Genomic DNA, 18,580 nt, shown 5'->3' on the forward strand with positions numbered 1-18,580 from the left:
CTCAGGATGGATCGCCTGCGCCTGAGAGGTCCAAACGGTGCAAAAGACGAGTTCCTCCTCGCCGCCACCGCCCAAAACCTTCGCAAGATGGCCAAGCTGATCCCCATGCCAGCCCCAGGCCCCGCATAAACAGGGAAGAAGTCTCGAGCCCCGTCTGGCCGCGTAACAGCGCCAATCTCAGCGCCGGGTTTTTCAACACAATCGAGCTGAAAGCTGCCCTTCCGATCAAGGACCGGGAATGACGGCAATGTCCCAAGTGCGGCTCTAACCTGTTTTATTCACGGAGGCAGGTGATAGGGTTGGCGGGAGTGGCGTACGCGATTGCTTTGCACTAGGAAAATGGGTGTCTAGACCAGCGAGCCAGTCCATCCTCGACGCCGGCCCATTGCGCGTGGATGACGCTGGATATCCCCTGACGCGCGCGGTGTAGCCAGGCATCTTCCGCCGGAAGCCGCAGGAATCCTCGCTGTTGAACGAGCAGGAGGTTTTCACGGATCGCGCGCAGCTCCGCGGTTTCGCGCATCACCCCGTCCTTCGCCTTGCTGCGTGCGACGAGCGAAAGCAGTTCTGCCCCGTCGAGCGGCACGAGAAGCGCGCCCGCACGGCGCAGCCCACCGCGATATTTGGCAAGCATGTCGGCGGGAAATAGCCTGGCGATGAGGGCACAGCTCGATAGAACGGCAGCGCTCCTGCCGTTCTTCTCAATGGCGCGAGTTTGGTTGAGATAGCGGTCGTCGGAGATGATTACATCGACCTCGTCCGCGAGCTCGGCAACCGCGATGTTGGGATGGGACAAGGGATCCTCTTCGGAGCGCGAACCCCCGAGGCGAACCTTTCCATGCGCGATACCTCGCGAAAGGCTGTCGCGAACGACCTCGATCGCAGCTTCGACATCGGCGCCGCGCCGTTCCGCCTCTATCAGGCCGCGCGCCTCGTCGGCTAGCTGATCGGAGACGAAGATCTTGAAACCGCCTCGCTGCAGAGCGTCGAACACCCGCGCGGTATCGAGATAGGAGACGCTCAGATCATCGAGATAGAGTTCCGCGCCATCGGCGATCTCCGGCTCCCCGGGCCAGCGCGCCTCCACGCGCTCCAGATAGTGCCGCGCAAAGCCTTCGGCCTCCTCGGTGATATGGCCTTCAGCGAGCTTGTCGATTAGGCGCTGGCAGCTGACCAGATGCCCTCGATATGCCGAGAGATCCGCAGGCTCATCACGGAACGAACCGACCTTGGTCACGGGCGCGGAGCGGACAATCAGGCGCTGCAGGCCATTCGGCTCGGCGACCTGAACCGTGGTCAGCATCGCGGCGAGCGTCCGGCCGACCTGCTCAATCAGGGCTCCGGGGCTCTGTTGAGACGGGACATGGACATGGAGCCTGTTCGCGAGCAGCGCTTGCGAGTGACGGTGCGCGGTGCGCACCCGGCGCGGCTGATGGATGGCAAGGCGCTGACGCTCCGCGAACAGCCAGCCCAACATTTTGTGGGGCAGGATGATGCCGCCACGGTCGATCACACGCGGCAGCATTCCGAGCAAGGCCAGGCTTATGGTGGCGCTGCTATCGAGCGCTATCCGGGTGCTGTCCTTGATGGCTAAGTCGATCTCGCCCGGCGCCCCACTGAACAGCGGCACCGCGAAGCGACGCCGGGGATCGGCTTCGTTCTGGTTGGCGATCATCGCGATGAGCTGGAGCTCGAGTGTCGGGCGGCGCAGAAGCTTGGCGGCAACGTGCATCGGAATGCTGCCCGCCTTCAGCTTGTCCCAGATGTCGGTGCTGTGCCGGTCCCAACGCGGCATGTCGGCGACCAGTTGCTCAAGGTCTGCCGGCTGGACCGGACCATCGGGTCCCGACGTCCGCGCCGCCCCTTCGAACCACTGATGCACTTCGGCATCGTCTTCCAGGCCAGCATTTAACCCCAAGACATAGCCGGCCAGCAGCACTTCTGGCTCTTCCGGCGCCCGTTCGACCGCAGCGCGGATCAGATCGAGCGCCTTGTCGGACTGGCGTTGCTGGGCAATTTGCGCGAGCTCAACAAGCTCTTCGGCGCTGCGCGATGACCGGTTCGCCCATTCGCTTTCGATATGCGCGTCGAATTCCGGCCATCTGCCCGACGTAATCAGGAGGTTGATCCAAAGGCCCCTGTCATTGCGATCGTCCCGCTCGGCGCGAAGCGCGGCAAGCCCCTGTTCGGCGGCGGCGAGATCGCCTTCGCGCCAGTCAGTCCAGGCCTTGGCTGCCCGCAACTCCGGCGATGCCGGTACGATGTCGGGAAAGTCCGTGAAGATCTGCCGGAGTTCGGCGAAGCGCTGATGCGCCTCGAGATAGCGCACGACCATCGTCGTGTCGACGGCTGATCCGGTCTGGGCGATCAGCCGGCGCGCGCAATCCCAAAAACGCTCTGAATAGCCTTCGATCGCCAAGGATTGGGTCAGCTGCATAAGATTATGGGTCGAGGGGACCGTGGCGAAGAGTTGCTCGGCCATCGCGACCATCGAGCCCTGCGGTGCAGCCTCGATCAATATCTGCGCCTGGGCCGCGAACGCGGGGTCGAGGTCCGGCAGATAGTCGGCGAGGCGCTGACGTGCCTGGGCGGGCCGGCCAGCGGCCATCAACGCCTTGATCTCGACTTCGGCCATGCCCTCCCGGGTCAGGTGACGCTCGAACAGGTTCCGGTACCGGTCGAAATAGTCCGCGCTGGCCCCTGCATTGGGCTGCTCGAGGACGAGCGAGAGCCGGGCAACCGCGGCATGGCCGTCGCCCAGCGGATCGAGCGCGGCCTGGCGGTCCAGTTCTCGCTCGATTACATCGCGGTCGAGGAGTGCGCCAAAGGCCAGGCCGAGCGGGACCAGCGCAATGGCGTCGGACCCGCGAAGCCCCGCGTCAAGCGCTTCGATCGCAGCCGCGGCGCTGTCAGGATCACGCAAGTCGAGCCACAAGGCGAAGGTGCGCGCCAAGATCGCGGTGTCGTCACAGCCAAGCACCGTGCCGTCCCGCCAGCTGCGATGGAAGTGCGTCGCCGCGGCACGGCGATCCGCCAGTTGGTCAGGCGTGTCTCCCAAGGGAAAGGTCCGCAAGTCGATCGGCTGGCTGAAGGCGACCAGCGCCTTCAGTTCCTCGGCGATCAGCGATCTAATCAGCCGTGCTCGTCCCAGATGGAGGCTGAGCGCAGGCGCCTGGTCCACGTCCGCCTCAGTGATGATCGATGCCAAGGCATACGCATCATCCCATTTGCGCTCAGCCAGCATGGTGGTGAGGAGCAAAAGGCGCCATCAGCTTCGACGGTTTCGCCGCCCACGCCCGCGGTCACTGCCCAGTTGAGCATGGCCGGGCCGCCCTGGGCATTGCGGACGATCTGGAGTGCGGCGGTATGCTTCAAGGGCGTATCAATCGGCTTGAGCGCTGCCAATCCGCGTGCCATGTCGCTGGTCCTAGCGACCAGAAAGGCTCTCGCGATCGAAGCGTGTTCGCTTGGTGCCGCACCTTCAGCGATCTGGACCCAGCCGGCGATCAGGTCCGGGTCATGCGTGAGCGCGCCAAACCGGGCGATGGCAGCCAGGGCTGGCCCGCGCACCGCGGGAGAGGCGCGCGAATAGGCACCCGTCGCGAGCTTGTTACCGAGCTCCAGGGTTAGGGCTTCGCGCTCGAACTCGACAAAGAAGCGGCCCTTTCTCAGCCGATCACAGGCGCGGATAATTCCGTGATCGATATCTTCCTGGGGGAGCGGTGCAGCCGCTTCCTTCAGCTGATCTCCCAATTGGTCGAGCCGTGCATGAAGGATGCGGTCCGCTAGGCTGAGGCCATGCAACAGATAGGCGCTGACGAAGTTGATGGCATATTCGAACGCTGCGAGCCCGAGACCCGGACCATCTGCGCCGTCAAAGCTTGCATAGAAATCGCCCGCATCCCTTTCGAGATTGCCGCGTCCTTCACGCAGCAGATCCGCGCGTACCCCCGCCTTGATCAGGTCTTGTACGCGTGCAGTGCGCAAGAATGCCTGCACCGAGGCTTCGGTGAAAAAATCCGGCGGACTAGCAAGCGCATTCTTGACCAACGCGAGCGCGGTCCGGCCTAGGGTCGCCGCGTCGCCGGTCAGGATTTCGAGCGCCTTGTCGATATCTGGATTGAAGTCGGCAATATCCCTAGCACGCAGATCGGCGTCGCGCAGCGCCAACTGATCGCGCACAAAGGCTGAGAGAGGTTTGAGCACTGCCAATGCCGTTTTCGTTACGGGGATAGAAGGCAAGGCCATTCCCCGGGGTTCGCCCTCCTGCGTTGTCTCAAAAGAACAAAGTGGAGCTTAGCAGTCCGCTGCATCTGAATCCGCTGCATCTGAACAAGTGCCGGCGCGACCAAGACGGGGCGCGAAGCTGCCATTTCCTTCCAACTGAACGGGCGGTGGACAAGCAAGGATTACCGCCCAAACCGGACAGGCCGCCTCCTACCCAATTGCTCGACTCGGCGGCAGCTGGCCAAACGACGGCTTTTGGAAGCCCCGGTCGACCAATCGAACGACCTATATGGGGCGCAGAGCAGCCGCCAAGCTGTAGGCCCTGGGTCCTCGCAACGGCAAGGACCCAGGGAAGTTTTAGATTTCAGTGCCCTCTGCGAGCGTCAAAGCGTCCTCCACGTCCACGCCGAGGTATCTCACCGTGCTTTCGATCTTCGTGTGCCCAAGCAAAATCTGGACGGCGCGGAGATTTCCAGTCGCCTTGTAGATGATCGACGCCTTGGTTCGGCGCAGAGAATGGGTGCCATAATCTTCGCCGGGCAGTCCGATCCCCGTGACCCATTCGTCAACAAGGCGAGCATATTGCCTGGTGCTTATGTGGGCTGCGTGATCGGTACGGCTCGGAAATGCAAAATCCTCCAAGGATCCACCTCTCAGTTCGAACCATTTGAGTAGGCTGGCGCGAGCATCGGTCATCACTTCGAACTGAACCGGTCTGCCGGTCTTTTGCTGTACAACCGTGGCCCGTGTTCGAATTTTCCGATCACAAACGATATCGCTGATCCTGATCTTCACCAAATCGCATCCGCGAAGCTTGCTATCAATGGCCAGGTCAAAGAGGGCACGGTCCCGGATTCGCCCATGCTGGTCGAGAAAGAAACGGATCGCCCATATCTGACGGGGCTTTAGCGCTCGCTTCGCACCAACCTTGCGCCCGGCGTTCCAAGATACCCGCTCACGAGCGGCGGGATCAAACTCTGATAATCCCATGACAAATCTCCTATGGCCCTGACGGCCATAGTTAGAACGCTTCAGGAGAGGCCGACCCTTCTCGGTCGTTTAACCGCCGATTTTCTCACCCCGAGTGCAGACCGGCTGCTTTGGATCCCGCAGCGGCAACACTGTCCAAGCCTCCGAACAGCCAACGCAGGGTGCTACGGCGATGGTTGTTTAACTTACCTGCTGCCACTGAGCCTCCCGATGCCTAACAGGCCGATCTGCAATTGACGATCTCGCGACGTCCATTTATATCCAACTGGTCAGATATAAATGGACGTCGCTATGGGCCGCAAGAAGAGTATCGATCACAACCGCATCCTCGATGCGGCCGAAGTCGTCGTTTCCAAGGTGGGTGCGGCGCGCCTGACGCTGGACGGCGTCGCTCAGGAGGCCGGGATCAGCAAGGGCAGCGTGATCTATGACTACGGCACCAAGCAGGCCCTGATAGAGGCCATGGTCGAACGCGCGGTCGTGCGCGACAATGCCTTCAACCAGGCAGCCGCAGAATCCTTCGAGGGCAGTGAAAATGCGACGCTGAAAGGCAGGATATTCGCAGCGAGCCAGCCTTTTCCCGACGAATTTCGCGCGGTCGCGCTGAACATCTGCGCGGCACTGGCCCAAGACCGCTCGCTGCGCGCTGCCATCCAGAAGAACCAGACCGCCGTGATCGACCGCATTCGCCAGGAAGCGGGGCCGGCCAGAGGCCCGATGCTCGCCTATCTCGCGCTCGAAGGCCTCAAGTTGCTCGAAACCCTAGATTACCACCAATGGTCCGTCGAGGAGCGCGAAGCGCTGCTCAACGATATCCGCTGGCTCGCATCCAGCCCTCCGGGCTGATCGTGCCGGGCCTTTGCCCGTAACCTACAAGGCAGAAACTCCCATGAACGACTATCAAGCCATCGGAGGCGATCGCGCCTCCGATCCAGAACTGCTGTCCCCGCTCTTTGTGACCGGGGGCAGCGGCTATCTCGGGCGGAACCTGATCCGCCATTTCGTTGCCAAGGGCTTCGAGGTTGTTGCCCTCGTTCGCTCGCAGAAGTCCGCCGATGTGGTCCGCGCGCTCGGCGCAAGGCCCATTGTCGCGCAGCTTTCAAGCCCGGCCGTGGCCGAGGCGATGAATGGGTGCCGCTCGCTTGTCCACGCTGCGGCCCATACGAGCCACGGTCCCGAGACGCCCGAGCATGTCCAGGTCAATGTCGAGGGAACCCGCGCCATATTTGCCATGGCCCGGCAGGCAGGTGTGCGGCGGGCAGTGCATGTCAGCACGGAATCGGTTCTTCTAGGCGGGCGGGCACTGGTCAACGTCGATGAGAACCTGGCGATGCCTTCGCGTTTTCCCGGGGCCTACTCGCGTACCAAGGCCGAGGCGGAGCGGATCGTACGCGCGCAGAGCGGTAATGGCTTCGAGGCTGTCATCGTGCGGCCGCGCTTCGTCTGGGGGCGCGACGATACGACCGCCTTGCCGATCCTGACACAAGCCGCGCGTTCGGGGCAGATGGCCTGGATCGACGGCGGTGAATACCTGACGTCAGCCACGCATGTCGCCAATGCCTGTCATGGCATCGAACTGGCGCTGCTGACGGGCCGGGCCGGCGAGGCTTACTTCATCACCGATGGTGAACCCTCGATTTTCCGCAGCTTTGTCTCCCGCTTGCTGGAAACGCAGGGGATCGCTCCCCCCGAAAAGGTGGTGCCGTCCTGGCTGGTCGGCACCGTAGCCCGCGTGGGCGAGTTCGCGGCACGGCTTTCCGGAGGCCGGATCAAGCCGCCTGTGACACGGCAGGATCTGGCGACGATGGCGGTCGAGGTGACGCTCGACATCGCCAAGGCCAAGCGCGACCTCGGATATACCCCGGTGGTATCGGTCGACGAAGGCATGGCGGAACTCAAGCGCCTCGCTTCCGCCGGCGGCGATCAGCAGAAGTAGGAGTTGGGCTGGGGAGCTGTGCCGGGCTGGCCTGCTTCCACCCATTCCAGCTTGCCCTTGAGGAACGCGAGCGCGGCATCGAGTTCGCGCTGGCGTTCCTCAAGCCTGACGATCTGCTTGCGCAGGACTTCTCCGGTCCGCTCCGGCGAGCCGGCACCCAGGCGATATTCCTCTGCGAGCGCGCCGATCTCTGCGAGCGAGTATCCCAGCGACTGTTGTAGCCGGATCATCTGTGCAGCGGTAACATCGTCCGCGCTGAACACCTGATAGGGATTGGCGCCGCCTTTCCTCGCACTGCGCTCGGGCTTCAGGAGACCTTTGGCGATGTAGAACCGCACCGTGTCGACCGATAATCCGGCCGTCCTGGCGAACTGCGAAATCAGCATGAAAGTGTCTTGACCATGGACCATACTCCACACTTATAGGTCCTGCCTGTCAATATCCGGAGTTCTTCAATGACTGGCACAAATCGTCTTCCCCAGATCGCGCTCGGTAACGGCGGTCCCGCCATCGGCATCCAGGGCCTGGGCTGCATGGGCATGAGCGAATTCTACGGCGATACCGATGAAACCGAATCCCTTGCCACGCTGAAGCTTGCGCTCGAACTGGGTGTCACGATGTTCGACACCGCAGACGTTTACGGCATGGGGGAAAACGAGCGCTTCCTTGCGCCCTTCGTCCAGGCAAACCGGGACCGGGTGGTGATCGCGACCAAGTTCGGCTATGCCCGGACGCCAGAGAGGCAGGACGACTGGAGCCTCGACAACAGGCCGGAATTCATCCGCCAGGCAGCCGAGAACTCGCTCCAGCGCCTCGGCATCGAGCTGATCGATCTCTACTACATGCATCGTCGCAGCACCGATGTGCCGCTCGCGGAATCGATCGGCGCGATGGCCGATCTCGTCGCCGAGGGCAAAGTGCGCGCTCTGGGCCTCTCGGCGGTCAGCGCGGAGGACCTGCGCGAAGCGCATGCTGTACACCCCATCGCCGCGCTTCAGTCGGAGTGGTCGATCTTCACTCGCGATATCGAGACCGATATCGTGCCTGCCGCGGTGGATCTGGGCGTGACGGTCGTACCCTATTCGCCGCTCGGACGAGGGATGCTGACGGGCCAAGCCTTTGCTGAAAACCTCAGTGCCGGCGATGCACGTTCCTATTTTCCGCGCTTCTCTGCCGAAAACCGGGCGGCAAACATGCGCCTCGTCGCCAAGATTGAAGAGATCGCCGCAGGGCAAGGCGTCACTTCGGCGCAAGTCGCGGTCGCCTGGCTCTATGCCAAAGCCAGGGAACTGGGCGCGGCGCTCTCGCCGATACCCGGAACGCGAAGCCGCAAGCGTCTGCAGGAGAACGTGGCGGCCGCGTCCCTGACGCTCGATCAAGCAGTGATCGCGGAATTGGAGCCACTGGCCCAAGAAGTAGCGGGAATTGCCATCTGATCAAAATTATCGCCAAGCGCCCGATCTGAGCGCTTGGCCGCGGACAGTGCCGACCCTTACCAGACATACGGGACGGTATTTCCGTTTCCGGGCTCCAGACCGTCCGGTAGTAACCGTCCAATTGTTACCGCGGTGGTTGGGCCTTGAAGCGAGTGGCGAGTTCGGGATCGTCAACGAAGTCGTCGAGAAAGCCGTGCCAGGTCTCGGTGGTGCGGCGTGCTTCTCGAAGCATATCTGACAATTCGTCGACGCCATCGTCGGTGAGCGCCGTAATGGCCTCATCCGGGCCAGTGTAAACGCTGATGATGTTGCCGTACGTCAGATTGTCGTCGTTCCAGACGATGGCTTCCAACAGCTCCACGTCCTCACCGAGCATTTTGGCAGCATAGTCCAGCGTGCGTACGTGAGTGATCGTGGCCATCAGGCTACCTCTGCCAACGGTACCAAGGGCACCCATTTCCAAGGCAGCAATTCCTCGATCCGGTTGATCTTGTGATCATGGATACGGCCAAGCACGTCGGCGAGATAAGCCTGCGGATCGAGACCGTTCATCTTGGCACTTTCAATAAGCGTCATAGCACGTGCCAGGGTTTCAGCGCCTGCTTCGGAGCCCGCGAAGAGCCAGTTGCGTCTTCCGAGACCGATAGGTCTCACGGATCGCTCAGCGGCATTGTTATCGATGGCGACGCGCCCATCCTCGGTGAACAACGAGAAGGCTTGCCAGCGACCCAAGCCATAACGAATGGCGCTGGCCAGGTCGCCCTTGACGGGGATGCGAGTGAGTTGCTGCTCGGCCCAGGCGCGCAATGCCTCGAGTTTGGGTTTGCTAAGCTCCTGGCGCACGGCACGCCGAACATCGGCAGGCTTCCCGGCGATTTCGCGTTCGATGTCGTACAACTGGCCGATGCGATCGAGGGCTTCTCGCGCTACCGGTGATTTGTTCGCTTTCCAGATGTCGTGGAAGTCACGTCGCCAATCGGCGAAGCGGGCAGCTTCCCGGAAGCGCGGTTCGCCGTCTGCGCCGGGCTCATAGAGCTTCGCATATCCCTTGTAGGCGTCGGCCTGGAGAATGCCGCTCGCATTGCAAAGGTGGTTTTGCACGTGCTCCGCCTTCCAGTTGGGGGCAAAGCGATAGACCACACCCGGCGGTGCCGGCCCATTCCACGGGCGCTGATCGCAGACATAACCCCAGATCCTGCCTTGCTTCACGCCCTTACCGAGCCCCTGGGCCCGCCTTGTGTGATCCAGCATTTGGATCGGTGTATCATCGGCGTGGATGACGGTGCTGGCTAGGACCGATGCCTCAATACGCTCGATCAGCGGCTGCAGGGTTCGCATCGCCTTGCCGCACCAGTCAGCCAGCGTGCTGCGGGGATTGTCAGCGCCCATGCGGGTAAGGATTTCGTTCTGCCGGTACAGCGGCAAGTGATCGTCGAACTTTGAGACGAGCACGTAGGCAAGCAGGCTGCTTCCGGCCATGCTGCCGGGGATCGGGCGGCTCGGAGCCGGCACCTGCACCATTTTCTCACAGCAGCGGCAGGACTTCTTCGGCCGCGCTACCTCGATCACCTTCAGCTTGGTGGTAATCATTTCGATGAATTCGCTCACATCCTCGCCGACGAGGCGTAACTCGTCCCCGCAATCGGGACAAGTGCTGCCCGGGTCGAGTTCTTTTCGCCCGCGCGGGGTGTCAGGCGCAACACGCGGGCGCCGGGCCATGGCCCGTGCGCTGTCTACGTGCGCAGTGGCCTCATCCTCTTCGACATCCGTCGGCAAAGCGACGGTTTGTGCCGCGGCGACCAGAATGTCCTCTAGGGCCAGTTCCAGCTGCTCGATCTCGCGTTCGATCTTTCCGAGGATTTGCCGAAGGCCTGCTTCTTCAGTTTTGCAATGCGCAGACGCAGGGCCTGAACCACCAGATCATGTGCACGGACCGTTGCCGCCAGCTTCGCGTTTTCCGCCTGCAAGTCGGCGATTATCGCCTTCAGCAAAGCTGGGTCTTCGGGAAGATTTTGCGCCGCGCTCAGCATGATCCTGCTTACCAGCCAGGGGCAGGAATATCCATGAAAACAGCCAGATTCAGGAAGAAAAATTAGCCCACATGGGTAGGCGGTGCGCCCCAATTTGGGCGCCTCCAGTCGATGCCTTCCCAGAGCATCGCGAGCTGCGCCGAGGTCAGCCGCGCAGTCCCGTCCGCCGGAGAGGGCCAAGGAAAACGGCCACGCTGCAAGACCTTGTAGTACAGGCAAAATCCCTGCCCATCCCAGTACAGCAGCTTCACCCTGTCGCCGCGACGTCCTCGAAAAGCGAACACCGCGCCGCTTGTCGGTTTCTGTCGCAGCACCGTCTGGGCCAGCTGACCAAGGCCAGAGATGCCTTTGCGCATATCAGTGACGCCGCAGGCCAGATAAACCCGCACGCCAGTTCCCGGCCCGATCACGCCGCCTCCACGCAGCGGATGAGCCGGGTCAGGGCGATGGTCTCGATGTCGCTTCCAAAGCGCAAAGTCCGGCCTTTCGTCAGGCGCAGCTCAACCATGAACGTCGCGCCTGGACCAGGGTTTTAGGCAACTTCAGGGGCTCGAACGGCAGGCAAGTCCAGGGGGAGAAAGACAGGCTCGGGGACGGCTCCCAAGAGCCCGCGCTTCTTCAAATCATACCGCCAAGTATAAATCTGTTGTCGGGTTACATCGTGGCGCTGCGCCACCTCTGTCAGTGTCGCGCCATTCACGCCAACGGCACTGATGATCGTTAGCGATGCGAGCGCCCCACGTAGACGGCGCTAATTGCTGAGCCAATGACCCTGCCTTTGAAATGGCAGTGGAGATGGCAAGATGCTCGACGATGACATCAGCGGTTTGAACGGCGATTTAGACAGTGCGGCACAGTGTGCGAATACGCATTGGGACGGTGTGCCGCACAGTGCGAAGGTGAATTTGACCGAGGCTACGGTCTTGGGCCCGCAGAAGCGCAACCGACGGTGGGATGCACACGAGAAGGCGCGGATCACGGCGGAAAGCTTTGAGCCGGGCGCCAACATCAGCGCGGTGGCGCGGCGCCATGGCGTGAGCCCGGGCTTGCTCCATTACTGGCGGCGAACGGTGCGCGACCGGGCGGCGATGGAGCCGATCTCGTTTGTGCCGCTGGAAGTCGACGATGGCACGCGGGCTCCGGAAGGCAGCCTCGAGATTGGGTTCGACGGCGCCCACGTCGTGGTGCGCGGCGCGGTGGACGCGGGCGTCCTGAGGGTTGTGTGCGAGGCGCTGCGTCAGCGATGATCGGCGGGCGCACCGATCTGAAGGTCGTGCTGGTGTCGGGCCCGATCGACTTCAGGGCCGGTATCAACAGGCTCGCCTCGCTGGTGGCCAACGAGTTGGGCCGCGATCCCTATTCCAATGATGTCTTCGTGTTCCGATCGAAGCGGATGGACCGTTTGAAGCTCCTGCATTTTGACGGCTCCGGAACCATCATGGTGACAAAATGGCTGGAGGCTGGGAAGTTCTTCTGGCCGCCCGTGACAGGCGGGGTGATCAAGCTGACTTCGGCGCAGATGACGCTGCTGTTGGGGGAATGGACTGGCGCCGCCTTGAGGAGAACCCGATAAAAAAGCCCGAAGCAGCGGGGTGAAAGTGGCGGTTTTTCTCGGTTTTGGTGCGATTGTGTGCTAACAAAATCGGGTGACCCGACCCCAGGAAAATAAGGCTGACGCTCTCGATGCGATGACCCGCCGGGTGGCGGAACTGGAGGCCGAACTCGAGGCAGCCTCCAGGCTGTTGAAGACCTACAAGGCAATGCTGTTCGGCTCGCGCTCCGAAAAGGCGCGCGTCGTTCTGGACGGACAAGGCAGCCTCCACCTGGGGGACCTGAGCGCCGTTCACGTGGCGCCAGCAGCCAACGACGATCCGATACCCAAGGGGGCCAAGCCTCGTGCCAGGCGCAACATCGGCGCTCTGCCCAAACATCTGCCCCGGATCATGCACGTCATCGAACCTGAAAGCACGCAGTGTGCCTGCTGTCAGGGCGGCATGCACAAGATCGGCGAGGACGTGAGCGAGGCGCTCGACATCGTGCCAGCCATCTTGCGCGTGATCGCCACCGTCCGCCCCAAGTACGCTTGCCGGACCTGCGTGAGCAGCATCGTCCAGGCGCCGGCGCCACGCAGGATGATCGAAGGCGGGATGGCGACAACCTCGCTGATCGCCTGGATCGTGACACAGCGCTTCGCCTGGTACCTTCCGGTTTATCGTCAGGCCCAGATGCTGGCAGGGCATGGCCTGCAGATTGATCGATCAACGCTGACCCGCTGGCTGAAGTGCGCGGCTTGGTGGCTTGAAGGCCTCTACGATCTGCAACCGCGGGCAATCCATAGTCATCCCCGCATCCACGTCGACGAAACCCGGATGCCCGTGATTGGAGGTGGCAACGGCAAAGTCCGCATCGACCAGTTCTGGGCTCATGGAACCGATGATCGCCCCTGGAATGGCCCGGCACCACCGGCGGTGTGCTATGTCCATGCCCGTTCCCGAAGCCATCACACGATATCCGAGCAGCTTGGACGCTATCAGGGCGTGCTCCAGGTCGATGGTTATCGTGCCTATAAGGCCTTCGAAAGCCCGGACGGGTTGTCCGGAGAGATCCGGCTCGCGTTTTGCCTCGCGCATCTGCGGCGACGCTTCGTGGACCTGCATAAAAGCACCCGATCGCCGGTCACCGCGCAGGTCATCACTCTGCTCAGTCGCATCTATCGGATCGAGGCGGAAATCCGTGGCACCAGTGCCGAGCACCGGCTTATCATGCGGCAAGAGAAGTCGAGGCCGATCATGGAGGAGCTCAAGGCGCTGCTCGACGACACCTTGCCGCGCGTCTCGCAGGTCTCGGATCTGGCAGGGCACATCCGCTATGCTCAAGGCCACTGGCGCGGCCTCAACGTGTTCCTCGAAGATGGCCGCGTCGAGGTCGATAACAACATGATCGAGAGGCAGATGCGCCCGATTGGAATCGGACGCCGCAATAGTCTGTTCGCCGGCAACGAAGGTGGGGCCCATACGTGGGCGGTGCTCGCTTCACTGCTTCAGACAGCAAAACTGAACGGGCTCGATCCCTTCACCTGGCTGAATGATGTGCTGGCCCGGATGGTCTCGGGCGAGGTCCTTAACAATGATCTCGACCAGCTCCTGGCATGGAACTGGCGCGCCGCTGAACCGACCGCTATGCGACTGGCCGCATGAGCAGCACCAGTCGCTTCAAGCGCCCAAAGAAGCCCAGAAGAGCGCGCATCCTCACGCATGAAAAGCTTGAGGAATGGCTGGCTACTCGCGAACATCCGATGCCGGGGGTATCGATGATCGACGGCTATCTCGCCGCACTCGTCGTATCGCCCCAGTTCATTCCTCCCGAAGACTGGCTGCGCCCCATAGTCGGAGACGGCATCGCCTGGGCGCCGGATGGCAGTATCGAGGAGGCCGTCCGCAACACAATCTTCCAGCGGTACAGCCAGATTGGCGCGACCCTGTCCGGTGGCCCGAAGCGCTATGCCCCCATTTACATGCGTACCGACGCCGGCGAAGTTCTCCTGGAGGACTTCGCCAACGGCTTCTACCTCGGCATGCGGCTCAGCATCGACGACTGGAAGCCGCACATATCCAATCCGGAAATTGGCCACCCATTGACCGCCATCCTCGGCCATTGCACGACGATGATGCCCGAAGATCAACGCAAGAACGCACTACGCGGCCAGGCCGGTGAGATCCTGGCTCAGTCCTGGAAGGTCGTTCCAGAGCTGGTCGAGATGCTTCACGTCAGCATCGGCGGCGCCCGAAACATCGAAATCCGATAACCAGCGGCGTCAACGTGGGGTTCTCGCACCGCTAACGAAAGACAAGGTGGCGGCAGCTTATAACAGAGCCGCGCTGCTCGGTCGTCGCCGTGCGCTGTTCGAACGTTGGGGAGAGTTGCTGTCGAGGGGAGGCGTCAGCTGAACGCCTCGCAGAGCACTTTGATACGATGATCGGCCCACCATCACCCAATGGGAAATTGGATATCCGGATATTATTTGCAGTTAAGGGGCGATTTTACACCATCAGCCATTGAATACGATCAAAGCTACTCCACATTAAAGTCATCGCCGTTTCGTATTTGAGCAAGTGGCGACAGAGAGTTGAGTACTCCCGCTCAAAGCGGTGACGTTCCCATGACCGATAAACCCACCCAACAAAGAGGCCCGTTTTCAGCCTTTTCGTTAGCGAGCGAAGAAACTAAGCGCTTTGGGGAGGACTCCCCATTTAAGGAACTTTTCCCCGTAGATCGCGGGGATCACGGCGCTAATGCCATACCGCGTGAGGTAACCACACTTGAGCGACGCGTACTGGCGCATGAGCGCATCCTACAGGCGCTTATCAGCGATCTAGCTGAAGACGATCCGGCAATTTTTAAGCGGTTAAATTCACGGTTCGGGGCCGGGCATGATCTTGGAACGCATGAACAGGATTACGTGACGACGGACCACTATTGCGAACACTTTCTTCACTGCATTGAACAGCAAATAGCGGCGCGCCAATCGAAGAGTGCGAAACTGGACTTATCCTCCGGTCTCAATGTCGTTGTTCCGAAGCGCGATCTAGAGAAGCGGCAAATCCCTTCCGACCGTGGCCAATGCGAGGACTGGGAAAATGAGGGTGGCTCTTTCATCCTGCCTCTCACACCTCCAAGAACCGCCTACTTCCAAATTGCTCGAGCTGAAAGCGTCATGCTGACCTCAACTCGCATCGCGGGGGGCGATTGGCGTTGGCAACTTCGCTCCACAGCCGGCATATTGATCGCCAAGGGCTCTGGATTTCGCACTGAGACAGAGTGTCTGGCTGTCGTCAAAATCTTGAAGAACAGTTGTCAGGATGCTCGGATACTCATCGACTAAAGTTTGGCTTCCGTGCAAACAGCCATTTGCGATTGAAGCTGCAAGCCTCAGAGGAGTAGAGTATATTCCCGGGGGCATCGTAGTGTCTCAATAGGGCGTCCTGCCATTCGGCGCCGGCGCGTTCGGTCGCGGCGACTTCGAACGCCTGGCGGCGATCCTGGCCGGCGCGCGCGGCAAGTTCCTTTTCTCGATCAACGATACGCCAGAGGTGCGTGAGATCTTCTCGGCATTCGAGATGAGGGACATCGAAACGACCTGGACGATCGCCACTTCGGCGACTGGGCAGGCGAAGAAGGTCAACGAGTTGATCATCAGCATTTTCGCGCCTGATTAACAGAGTAACCGAAGGGGCCGGGGCAACGGCGCAGAATGGCACGGCCGTTGCTCCCGGCCCCCTGGGACACCCTGGGCGGCGCAGCCGCCCTCGCGCGCCGGTGCGTCCGGCGCTTCGTTTCTGGTCAGAACTACCCTAAAGGCCTCGGGGGACGGAACAAACCGGGGCGAAGCCGGCTTCATAGGGCGCCGAAGCGCCCTATGTCGTCATTGGATCAGAATGATCCCCCGGTCTCTCCAGTGCTGGAAGATTCGCCCCTGCGGATATCGCGCGCGTCGATCCCGGCGGCGAGGCGCCGCAGCGTCTCGCCCAAAAGACGATCCCCGCTCCAGGTCGCGTCGTGGCGCTCCTCGGCAGTCAGGGAAGCGAGCATCGCCTCGTAGGCATCACGCTCGCGTTTCCGGCGGTCCTGCTCACACCCCGGCTCCGGGGCGCCCTTGAACAGCGCTCGCAGCCAGTCCTTCATCTCGGTAGGAACAAGCAAAGCGTAAGCGTTCTGTATCTGTTCCACCTGTTGACCACCCGGCTGGGGGTTGTCGATCGGGCGGGAGCGTCGCATCCAATGCAGGAAGCCCTCTTTGCGCAATCTGCAAAGAGCTTCGTGGACGGCGCCGTAGGAGCGGCCGATGCCATCGGCGATCGTCTGAATCGCCGGCTCAAGGCGTCCGGTCGAGAAGTCGACCAGCTCGTAAAGAAATTCGAGCACTTCGATTCCGATCTCGCCGAGCGCACCATTGCGCGAACCAGGCTCGACCTGACGACGCTTAAGGCGCGTCTTGTATTCGAGCGCCTTCGGCGCCTTCAGCAGCGCGCCCACCCAGCGCTTGCCGCCGCGCGCGGTGCCGTCGTGGATCGGCTTCCAGACGCGATCCTCGATCGTGCCCTCGGTGTAGGAATTGCGCCAGACCTTCTCGCCGCTGCGCGGGCTATCGCCACGCTCCAGGAGCGCGCGTGTCTTGCGGCCGAGCGCGGTCTTCGTGACCTTTGCGGCGATCAGGCCAAACGGCGAGGCGTCGTTGCGTGTGGCGGCGGTCATGCGCGGCCGCCCTTGATCAGCGTCGCGGCCCGATCAGCAAGGTCTCGGGGTGCGGCACACCTTCCAGAAGCATGTCCGACCACTCCTGGGCGAGTTGGCGTCGACGCGGCATATAAGCGGCGCGGTTGTAGTGCGCTTCGACGCCCTCCGGCTGGTGCGCCAGCATAAGATCGATGATTGCCCGATCGCCGGGTCGATCGAGATCCATGGCGCGCTCGTTCATGATCGTCGAGAACGATGACCGCCATTCATGCGGAACGTGCCGCCCCGCAAAGCCCGAGCGCCGGTACGCGCTGCTCAGCGCATTCTCGCTGATTGGCAGGTGCGACTTCGAGGCCGACGCGAAAACGTACTTCCGATTGCCGGTCATCTGGCGAACTGCGCGGATCGTCTCCACCGCTTGCCGCGAGAGCGGCAACACGAATTCGAAGGCCGCCTGTTCGCTTTCCTCGCGCTCCAGCTTCATCTTCTCCGCCGGTACGCGCCAGATCGGCGACGGTCCGTCCAGATCCTCGAACTCGTGATGCTCGACGAAACGGATCATGCCCGGCCGAGCCCCCGTCAGCGCCAATAGACGCGAGGCGAGTTTCACAGCGGGAAAGCCCGGCTCGCTCTCTACCTTCAGCAGGCAATCTCTGACCGATCGAAGATCCAGCAACGCCGGGTGCTTGCGCTTCACAATCGGCTTCAGCGCCTTCGACAGCGATGCGGCTGGATCCGCCTTGATGATCTCGGAGACCATAGCCGTCTGAAAGATTGACGAGAGCCGCGACCTGATTCGGTGCGCAGCCTCCGTCGCGCCTCGATCCTGGATGGAAGTGAGCAGTTCGAGAACGTCGGCGGCGCTGATCTGATCCAGGGGCCGTTCGCCCAGCGTAGGATAGACCTCGCTCTCCAAGCTGTGCCGCACGTCCGCTGCGTGCTTCGGCTTCCAGACGTCCGCCGGCAACGCCAACTGATGATCTCCAGCCGCTGCTGATCCGTCCACCGGCGCCGACGTTCCTGACCCAGTATCTCCGCCCTCATCGCAATCCCCGATCAAGAGACGTCGTTAGCGACGTCGCTAATACCAAAGTGCATTGATCAGAACCCATGGGCCCATTGGCGGAGTCCGAGGGACATGATGCGCCAGGGCTGCTCGACGAGCTTGTTCCAGGCGAAGCAGCAGTGGTCGACGATGTCGTCGTAGGATTGGAAGATGCGGTTCGACAGCCAGTTGTCGCGCATGAACTGCCAGACGTTCTCGACCGGGTTGAGCTCCGGGCACCTGGGCGGCAGCGGCATCAAGGTGATGTTGGGCGGCACGACCAGCTCGGCCGATCCATGCCATCCGGCCTGATCGAGCAGCAGAACGGCATGTGCGCCCGGCGCGACGTGGAAGGCGATCTCCTCGAGGTGCATGCTCATCGCCTCGCTGTTGCAGCGGGGCATGACGATGCCGGCGGCTTTACCTTCGGCGGGACAGATCGCGCCGAACAGCCATGCCGAGGAGCGCCGCTGATCCTTGGGTGCCGAGGGCCGCGTGCCGCGCTTGGCCCAGCGCCGGGTGAGCTTGGTTTGCTGACCGATGCGAGCCTCGTCCTTACATGAGGGTTCGATTGTCAAGGCTATGGCGGCATGTCGTTCATCCCGTTGATGCGATACATTTATCGTTCTGCAAGCGAGTTGGGGCGGCACTGTGCAGCAGCCTTGGCTGCGTAACCTTACAT

18 protein-coding genes and 2 pseudogenes are annotated in these 18,580 nt (G+C 61.9%); 8 read left to right on the forward strand and 12 right to left on the reverse strand.

Annotated features, from left to right (window positions below; translation table 11 throughout):
- Positions 1-331 precede the first annotated feature (331 nt).
- The 3 genes from ACI3K3_RS23555 to ACI3K3_RS23565 form a co-directional block, all read right to left on the reverse strand.
- The gene (locus tag ACI3K3_RS23555) at positions 332-3,244 is read right to left on the reverse strand and encodes a PIN domain-containing protein (protein ID WP_404918202.1); all 2,913 of its coding nucleotides are present in this window, start codon (positions 3,242-3,244) and stop codon (positions 332-334) included.
- On the reverse strand, positions 3,133-4,212 hold the full coding sequence (locus ACI3K3_RS23560) for a hypothetical protein (protein WP_404918204.1): 1,080 nt from the start codon (positions 4,210-4,212) through the stop codon (positions 3,133-3,135). Before ACI3K3_RS23560 ends, ACI3K3_RS23555 begins: the two co-directional genes overlap by 112 nt.
- Positions 4,213-4,584: 372 nt before the next feature.
- A complete protein-coding gene (locus ACI3K3_RS23565) occupies positions 4,585-5,217 on the reverse strand; it encodes a tyrosine-type recombinase/integrase (protein ID WP_404918206.1) in 633 nt (210 codons plus the stop codon).
- Between the two features lie 291 nt (positions 5,218-5,508).
- Here ACI3K3_RS23565 and ACI3K3_RS23570 point away from each other — a divergent pair, with 291 nt between their 5' ends.
- Both ACI3K3_RS23570 and ACI3K3_RS23575 read left to right on the forward strand, forming a co-directional pair.
- A complete protein-coding gene (locus ACI3K3_RS23570; RefSeq protein WP_404918208.1) occupies positions 5,509-6,063 on the forward strand; it encodes a TetR/AcrR family transcriptional regulator in 555 nt (184 codons plus the stop codon).
- Between the two features lie 43 nt (positions 6,064-6,106).
- Complete coding sequence (locus ACI3K3_RS23575; RefSeq protein WP_404918210.1) at positions 6,107-7,153, forward strand: NAD-dependent epimerase/dehydratase family protein; 1,047 nt, start codon at positions 6,107-6,109, stop codon at positions 7,151-7,153.
- Here ACI3K3_RS23575 and ACI3K3_RS23580 read toward each other — a convergent pair.
- Positions 7,141-7,539 carry a MerR family transcriptional regulator gene (locus ACI3K3_RS23580; RefSeq protein ID WP_404918212.1) on the reverse strand — a complete coding sequence of 133 codons (399 nt, stop codon included), beginning with the start codon at positions 7,537-7,539 and terminating at the stop codon, positions 7,141-7,143. The genes ACI3K3_RS23575 and ACI3K3_RS23580 overlap by 13 nt on opposite strands.
- A 69-nt stretch (positions 7,540-7,608) precedes the next feature.
- Here ACI3K3_RS23580 and ACI3K3_RS23585 point away from each other — a divergent pair, with 69 nt between their 5' ends.
- On the forward strand, positions 7,609-8,589 hold the full coding sequence (locus tag ACI3K3_RS23585; RefSeq protein ID WP_404918214.1) for an aldo/keto reductase: 981 nt from the start codon (positions 7,609-7,611) through the stop codon (positions 8,587-8,589).
- A gap of 124 nt (positions 8,590-8,713) precedes the next feature.
- Here the strand turns inward: ACI3K3_RS23585 and ACI3K3_RS23590 are convergent, their stop codons facing one another.
- From ACI3K3_RS23590 to ACI3K3_RS23605, 4 genes and pseudogenes are all read right to left on the reverse strand, one after another.
- Entirely contained in the window at positions 8,714-9,010 is a 297-nt protein-coding gene (locus tag ACI3K3_RS23590; RefSeq protein WP_404918216.1) for a hypothetical protein, read from the reverse strand.
- Positions 9,010-10,619, reverse strand: a pseudogene (tnpC, locus tag ACI3K3_RS23595) (IS66 family transposase). Before tnpC (ACI3K3_RS23595) ends, ACI3K3_RS23590 begins: the two are co-directional and overlap by 1 nt.
- Positions 10,620-10,681: 62 nt before the next feature.
- Positions 10,682-11,029, reverse strand: a complete 348-nt coding sequence (tnpB, locus tag ACI3K3_RS23600; RefSeq protein WP_404918218.1) for an IS66 family insertion sequence element accessory protein TnpB — start codon at positions 11,027-11,029, stop codon at positions 10,682-10,684.
- A 122-nt stretch (positions 11,030-11,151) separates the two neighbouring features.
- Entirely contained in the window at positions 11,152-11,319 is a 168-nt protein-coding gene (locus tag ACI3K3_RS23605; RefSeq protein WP_404918220.1) for a transposase, read from the reverse strand.
- Between the two features lie 103 nt (positions 11,320-11,422).
- On the opposite strand from ACI3K3_RS23605, the gene tnpA reads away from it, so the two are divergent.
- The 5 genes from tnpA (at position 11,423) to ACI3K3_RS23630 (ending at position 15,501) form a co-directional block, all read left to right on the forward strand.
- A complete protein-coding gene (tnpA, locus tag ACI3K3_RS23610) occupies positions 11,423-11,866 on the forward strand; it encodes an IS66-like element accessory protein TnpA (protein ID WP_404918222.1) in 444 nt (147 codons plus the stop codon).
- Positions 11,863-12,192: an IS66 family insertion sequence element accessory protein TnpB gene (gene tnpB / locus ACI3K3_RS23615; protein ID WP_404918224.1), complete on the forward strand. Its 330-nt coding sequence runs from the start codon at positions 11,863-11,865 to the stop codon at positions 12,190-12,192. The genes tnpA and tnpB (ACI3K3_RS23615) overlap by 4 nt, the downstream gene beginning before the upstream one ends.
- A 115-nt stretch (positions 12,193-12,307) precedes the next feature.
- Entirely contained in the window at positions 12,308-13,816 is a 1,509-nt protein-coding gene (gene tnpC, locus ACI3K3_RS23620) for an IS66 family transposase (protein WP_404918236.1), read from the forward strand.
- Positions 13,813-14,424, forward strand: coding sequence for a UPF0149 family protein (locus ACI3K3_RS23625; protein ID WP_404918226.1), 612 nt, complete (start codon positions 13,813-13,815; stop codon positions 14,422-14,424). The genes tnpC (ACI3K3_RS23620) and ACI3K3_RS23625 overlap by 4 nt, the downstream gene beginning before the upstream one ends.
- Before the next feature lie 354 nt (positions 14,425-14,778).
- On the forward strand, positions 14,779-15,501 hold the full coding sequence (locus ACI3K3_RS23630; protein WP_404918228.1) for a hypothetical protein: 723 nt from the start codon (positions 14,779-14,781) through the stop codon (positions 15,499-15,501).
- 87 nt (positions 15,502-15,588) lie between these two features.
- Here the strand turns inward: ACI3K3_RS23630 and ACI3K3_RS23635 are convergent, their stop codons facing one another.
- The 4 genes and pseudogenes from ACI3K3_RS23635 to ACI3K3_RS23650 all read right to left on the reverse strand — a co-directional run.
- The gene (locus ACI3K3_RS23635) at positions 15,589-15,819 is read right to left on the reverse strand and encodes a hypothetical protein (RefSeq protein ID WP_404918230.1); all 231 of its coding nucleotides are present in this window, start codon (positions 15,817-15,819) and stop codon (positions 15,589-15,591) included.
- Between the two features lie 230 nt (positions 15,820-16,049).
- The gene (locus ACI3K3_RS23640; RefSeq protein WP_404918232.1) at positions 16,050-16,871 is read right to left on the reverse strand and encodes a hypothetical protein; all 822 of its coding nucleotides are present in this window, start codon (positions 16,869-16,871) and stop codon (positions 16,050-16,052) included.
- 16 nt (positions 16,872-16,887) lie between these two features.
- Positions 16,888-17,820, reverse strand: a complete 933-nt coding sequence (locus tag ACI3K3_RS23645; RefSeq protein WP_404918234.1) for a tyrosine-type recombinase/integrase — start codon at positions 17,818-17,820, stop codon at positions 16,888-16,890.
- A 134-nt stretch (positions 17,821-17,954) separates the two neighbouring features.
- A pseudogene (locus ACI3K3_RS23650) lies at positions 17,955-18,452 on the reverse strand (IS630 family transposase); the annotation flags it as partial.
- Positions 18,453-18,580: the final 128 nt, after the last annotated feature.

Source organism: Novosphingobium sp. ZW T3_23 (assembly GCF_044987305.1).
In the GTDB taxonomy this organism is placed as follows: domain Bacteria; phylum Pseudomonadota; class Alphaproteobacteria; order Sphingomonadales; family Sphingomonadaceae; genus Novosphingobium.

Coding starts and splice junctions, on each gene's coding strand:
- ACI3K3_RS23555 (WP_404918202.1), bottom strand. CDS start 3,244: ATGCTGGCTGAGCGCAAATGGGATGATGCGTATGCCTTGGCATCGATC.
- ACI3K3_RS23565 (WP_404918206.1), bottom strand. CDS start 5,217: ATGGGATTATCAGAGTTTGATCCCGCCGCTCGTGAGCGGGTATCTTGG.
- ACI3K3_RS23570 (WP_404918208.1), top strand. CDS start 5,509: ATGGGCCGCAAGAAGAGTATCGATCACAACCGCATCCTCGATGCGGCC.
- ACI3K3_RS23575 (WP_404918210.1), top strand. CDS start 6,107: ATGAACGACTATCAAGCCATCGGAGGCGATCGCGCCTCCGATCCAGAA.
- ACI3K3_RS23580 (WP_404918212.1), bottom strand. CDS start 7,539: ATGCTGATTTCGCAGTTCGCCAGGACGGCCGGATTATCGGTCGACACG.
- ACI3K3_RS23585 (WP_404918214.1), top strand. CDS start 7,609: ATGACTGGCACAAATCGTCTTCCCCAGATCGCGCTCGGTAACGGCGGT.
- ACI3K3_RS23590 (WP_404918216.1), bottom strand. CDS start 9,010: ATGGCCACGATCACTCACGTACGCACGCTGGACTATGCTGCCAAAATG.
- tnpA (WP_404918222.1), top strand. CDS start 11,423: ATGCTCGACGATGACATCAGCGGTTTGAACGGCGATTTAGACAGTGCG.
- tnpB (WP_404918224.1), top strand. CDS start 11,863: ATGATCGGCGGGCGCACCGATCTGAAGGTCGTGCTGGTGTCGGGCCCG.
- tnpC (WP_404918236.1), top strand. CDS start 12,308: ATGACCCGCCGGGTGGCGGAACTGGAGGCCGAACTCGAGGCAGCCTCC.
- ACI3K3_RS23625 (WP_404918226.1), top strand. CDS start 13,813: ATGAGCAGCACCAGTCGCTTCAAGCGCCCAAAGAAGCCCAGAAGAGCG.
- ACI3K3_RS23630 (WP_404918228.1), top strand. CDS start 14,779: ATGACCGATAAACCCACCCAACAAAGAGGCCCGTTTTCAGCCTTTTCG.
- ACI3K3_RS23635 (WP_404918230.1), bottom strand. CDS start 15,819: ATGCTGATGATCAACTCGTTGACCTTCTTCGCCTGCCCAGTCGCCGAA.
- ACI3K3_RS23640 (WP_404918232.1), bottom strand. CDS start 16,871: ATGACCGCCGCCACACGCAACGACGCCTCGCCGTTTGGCCTGATCGCC.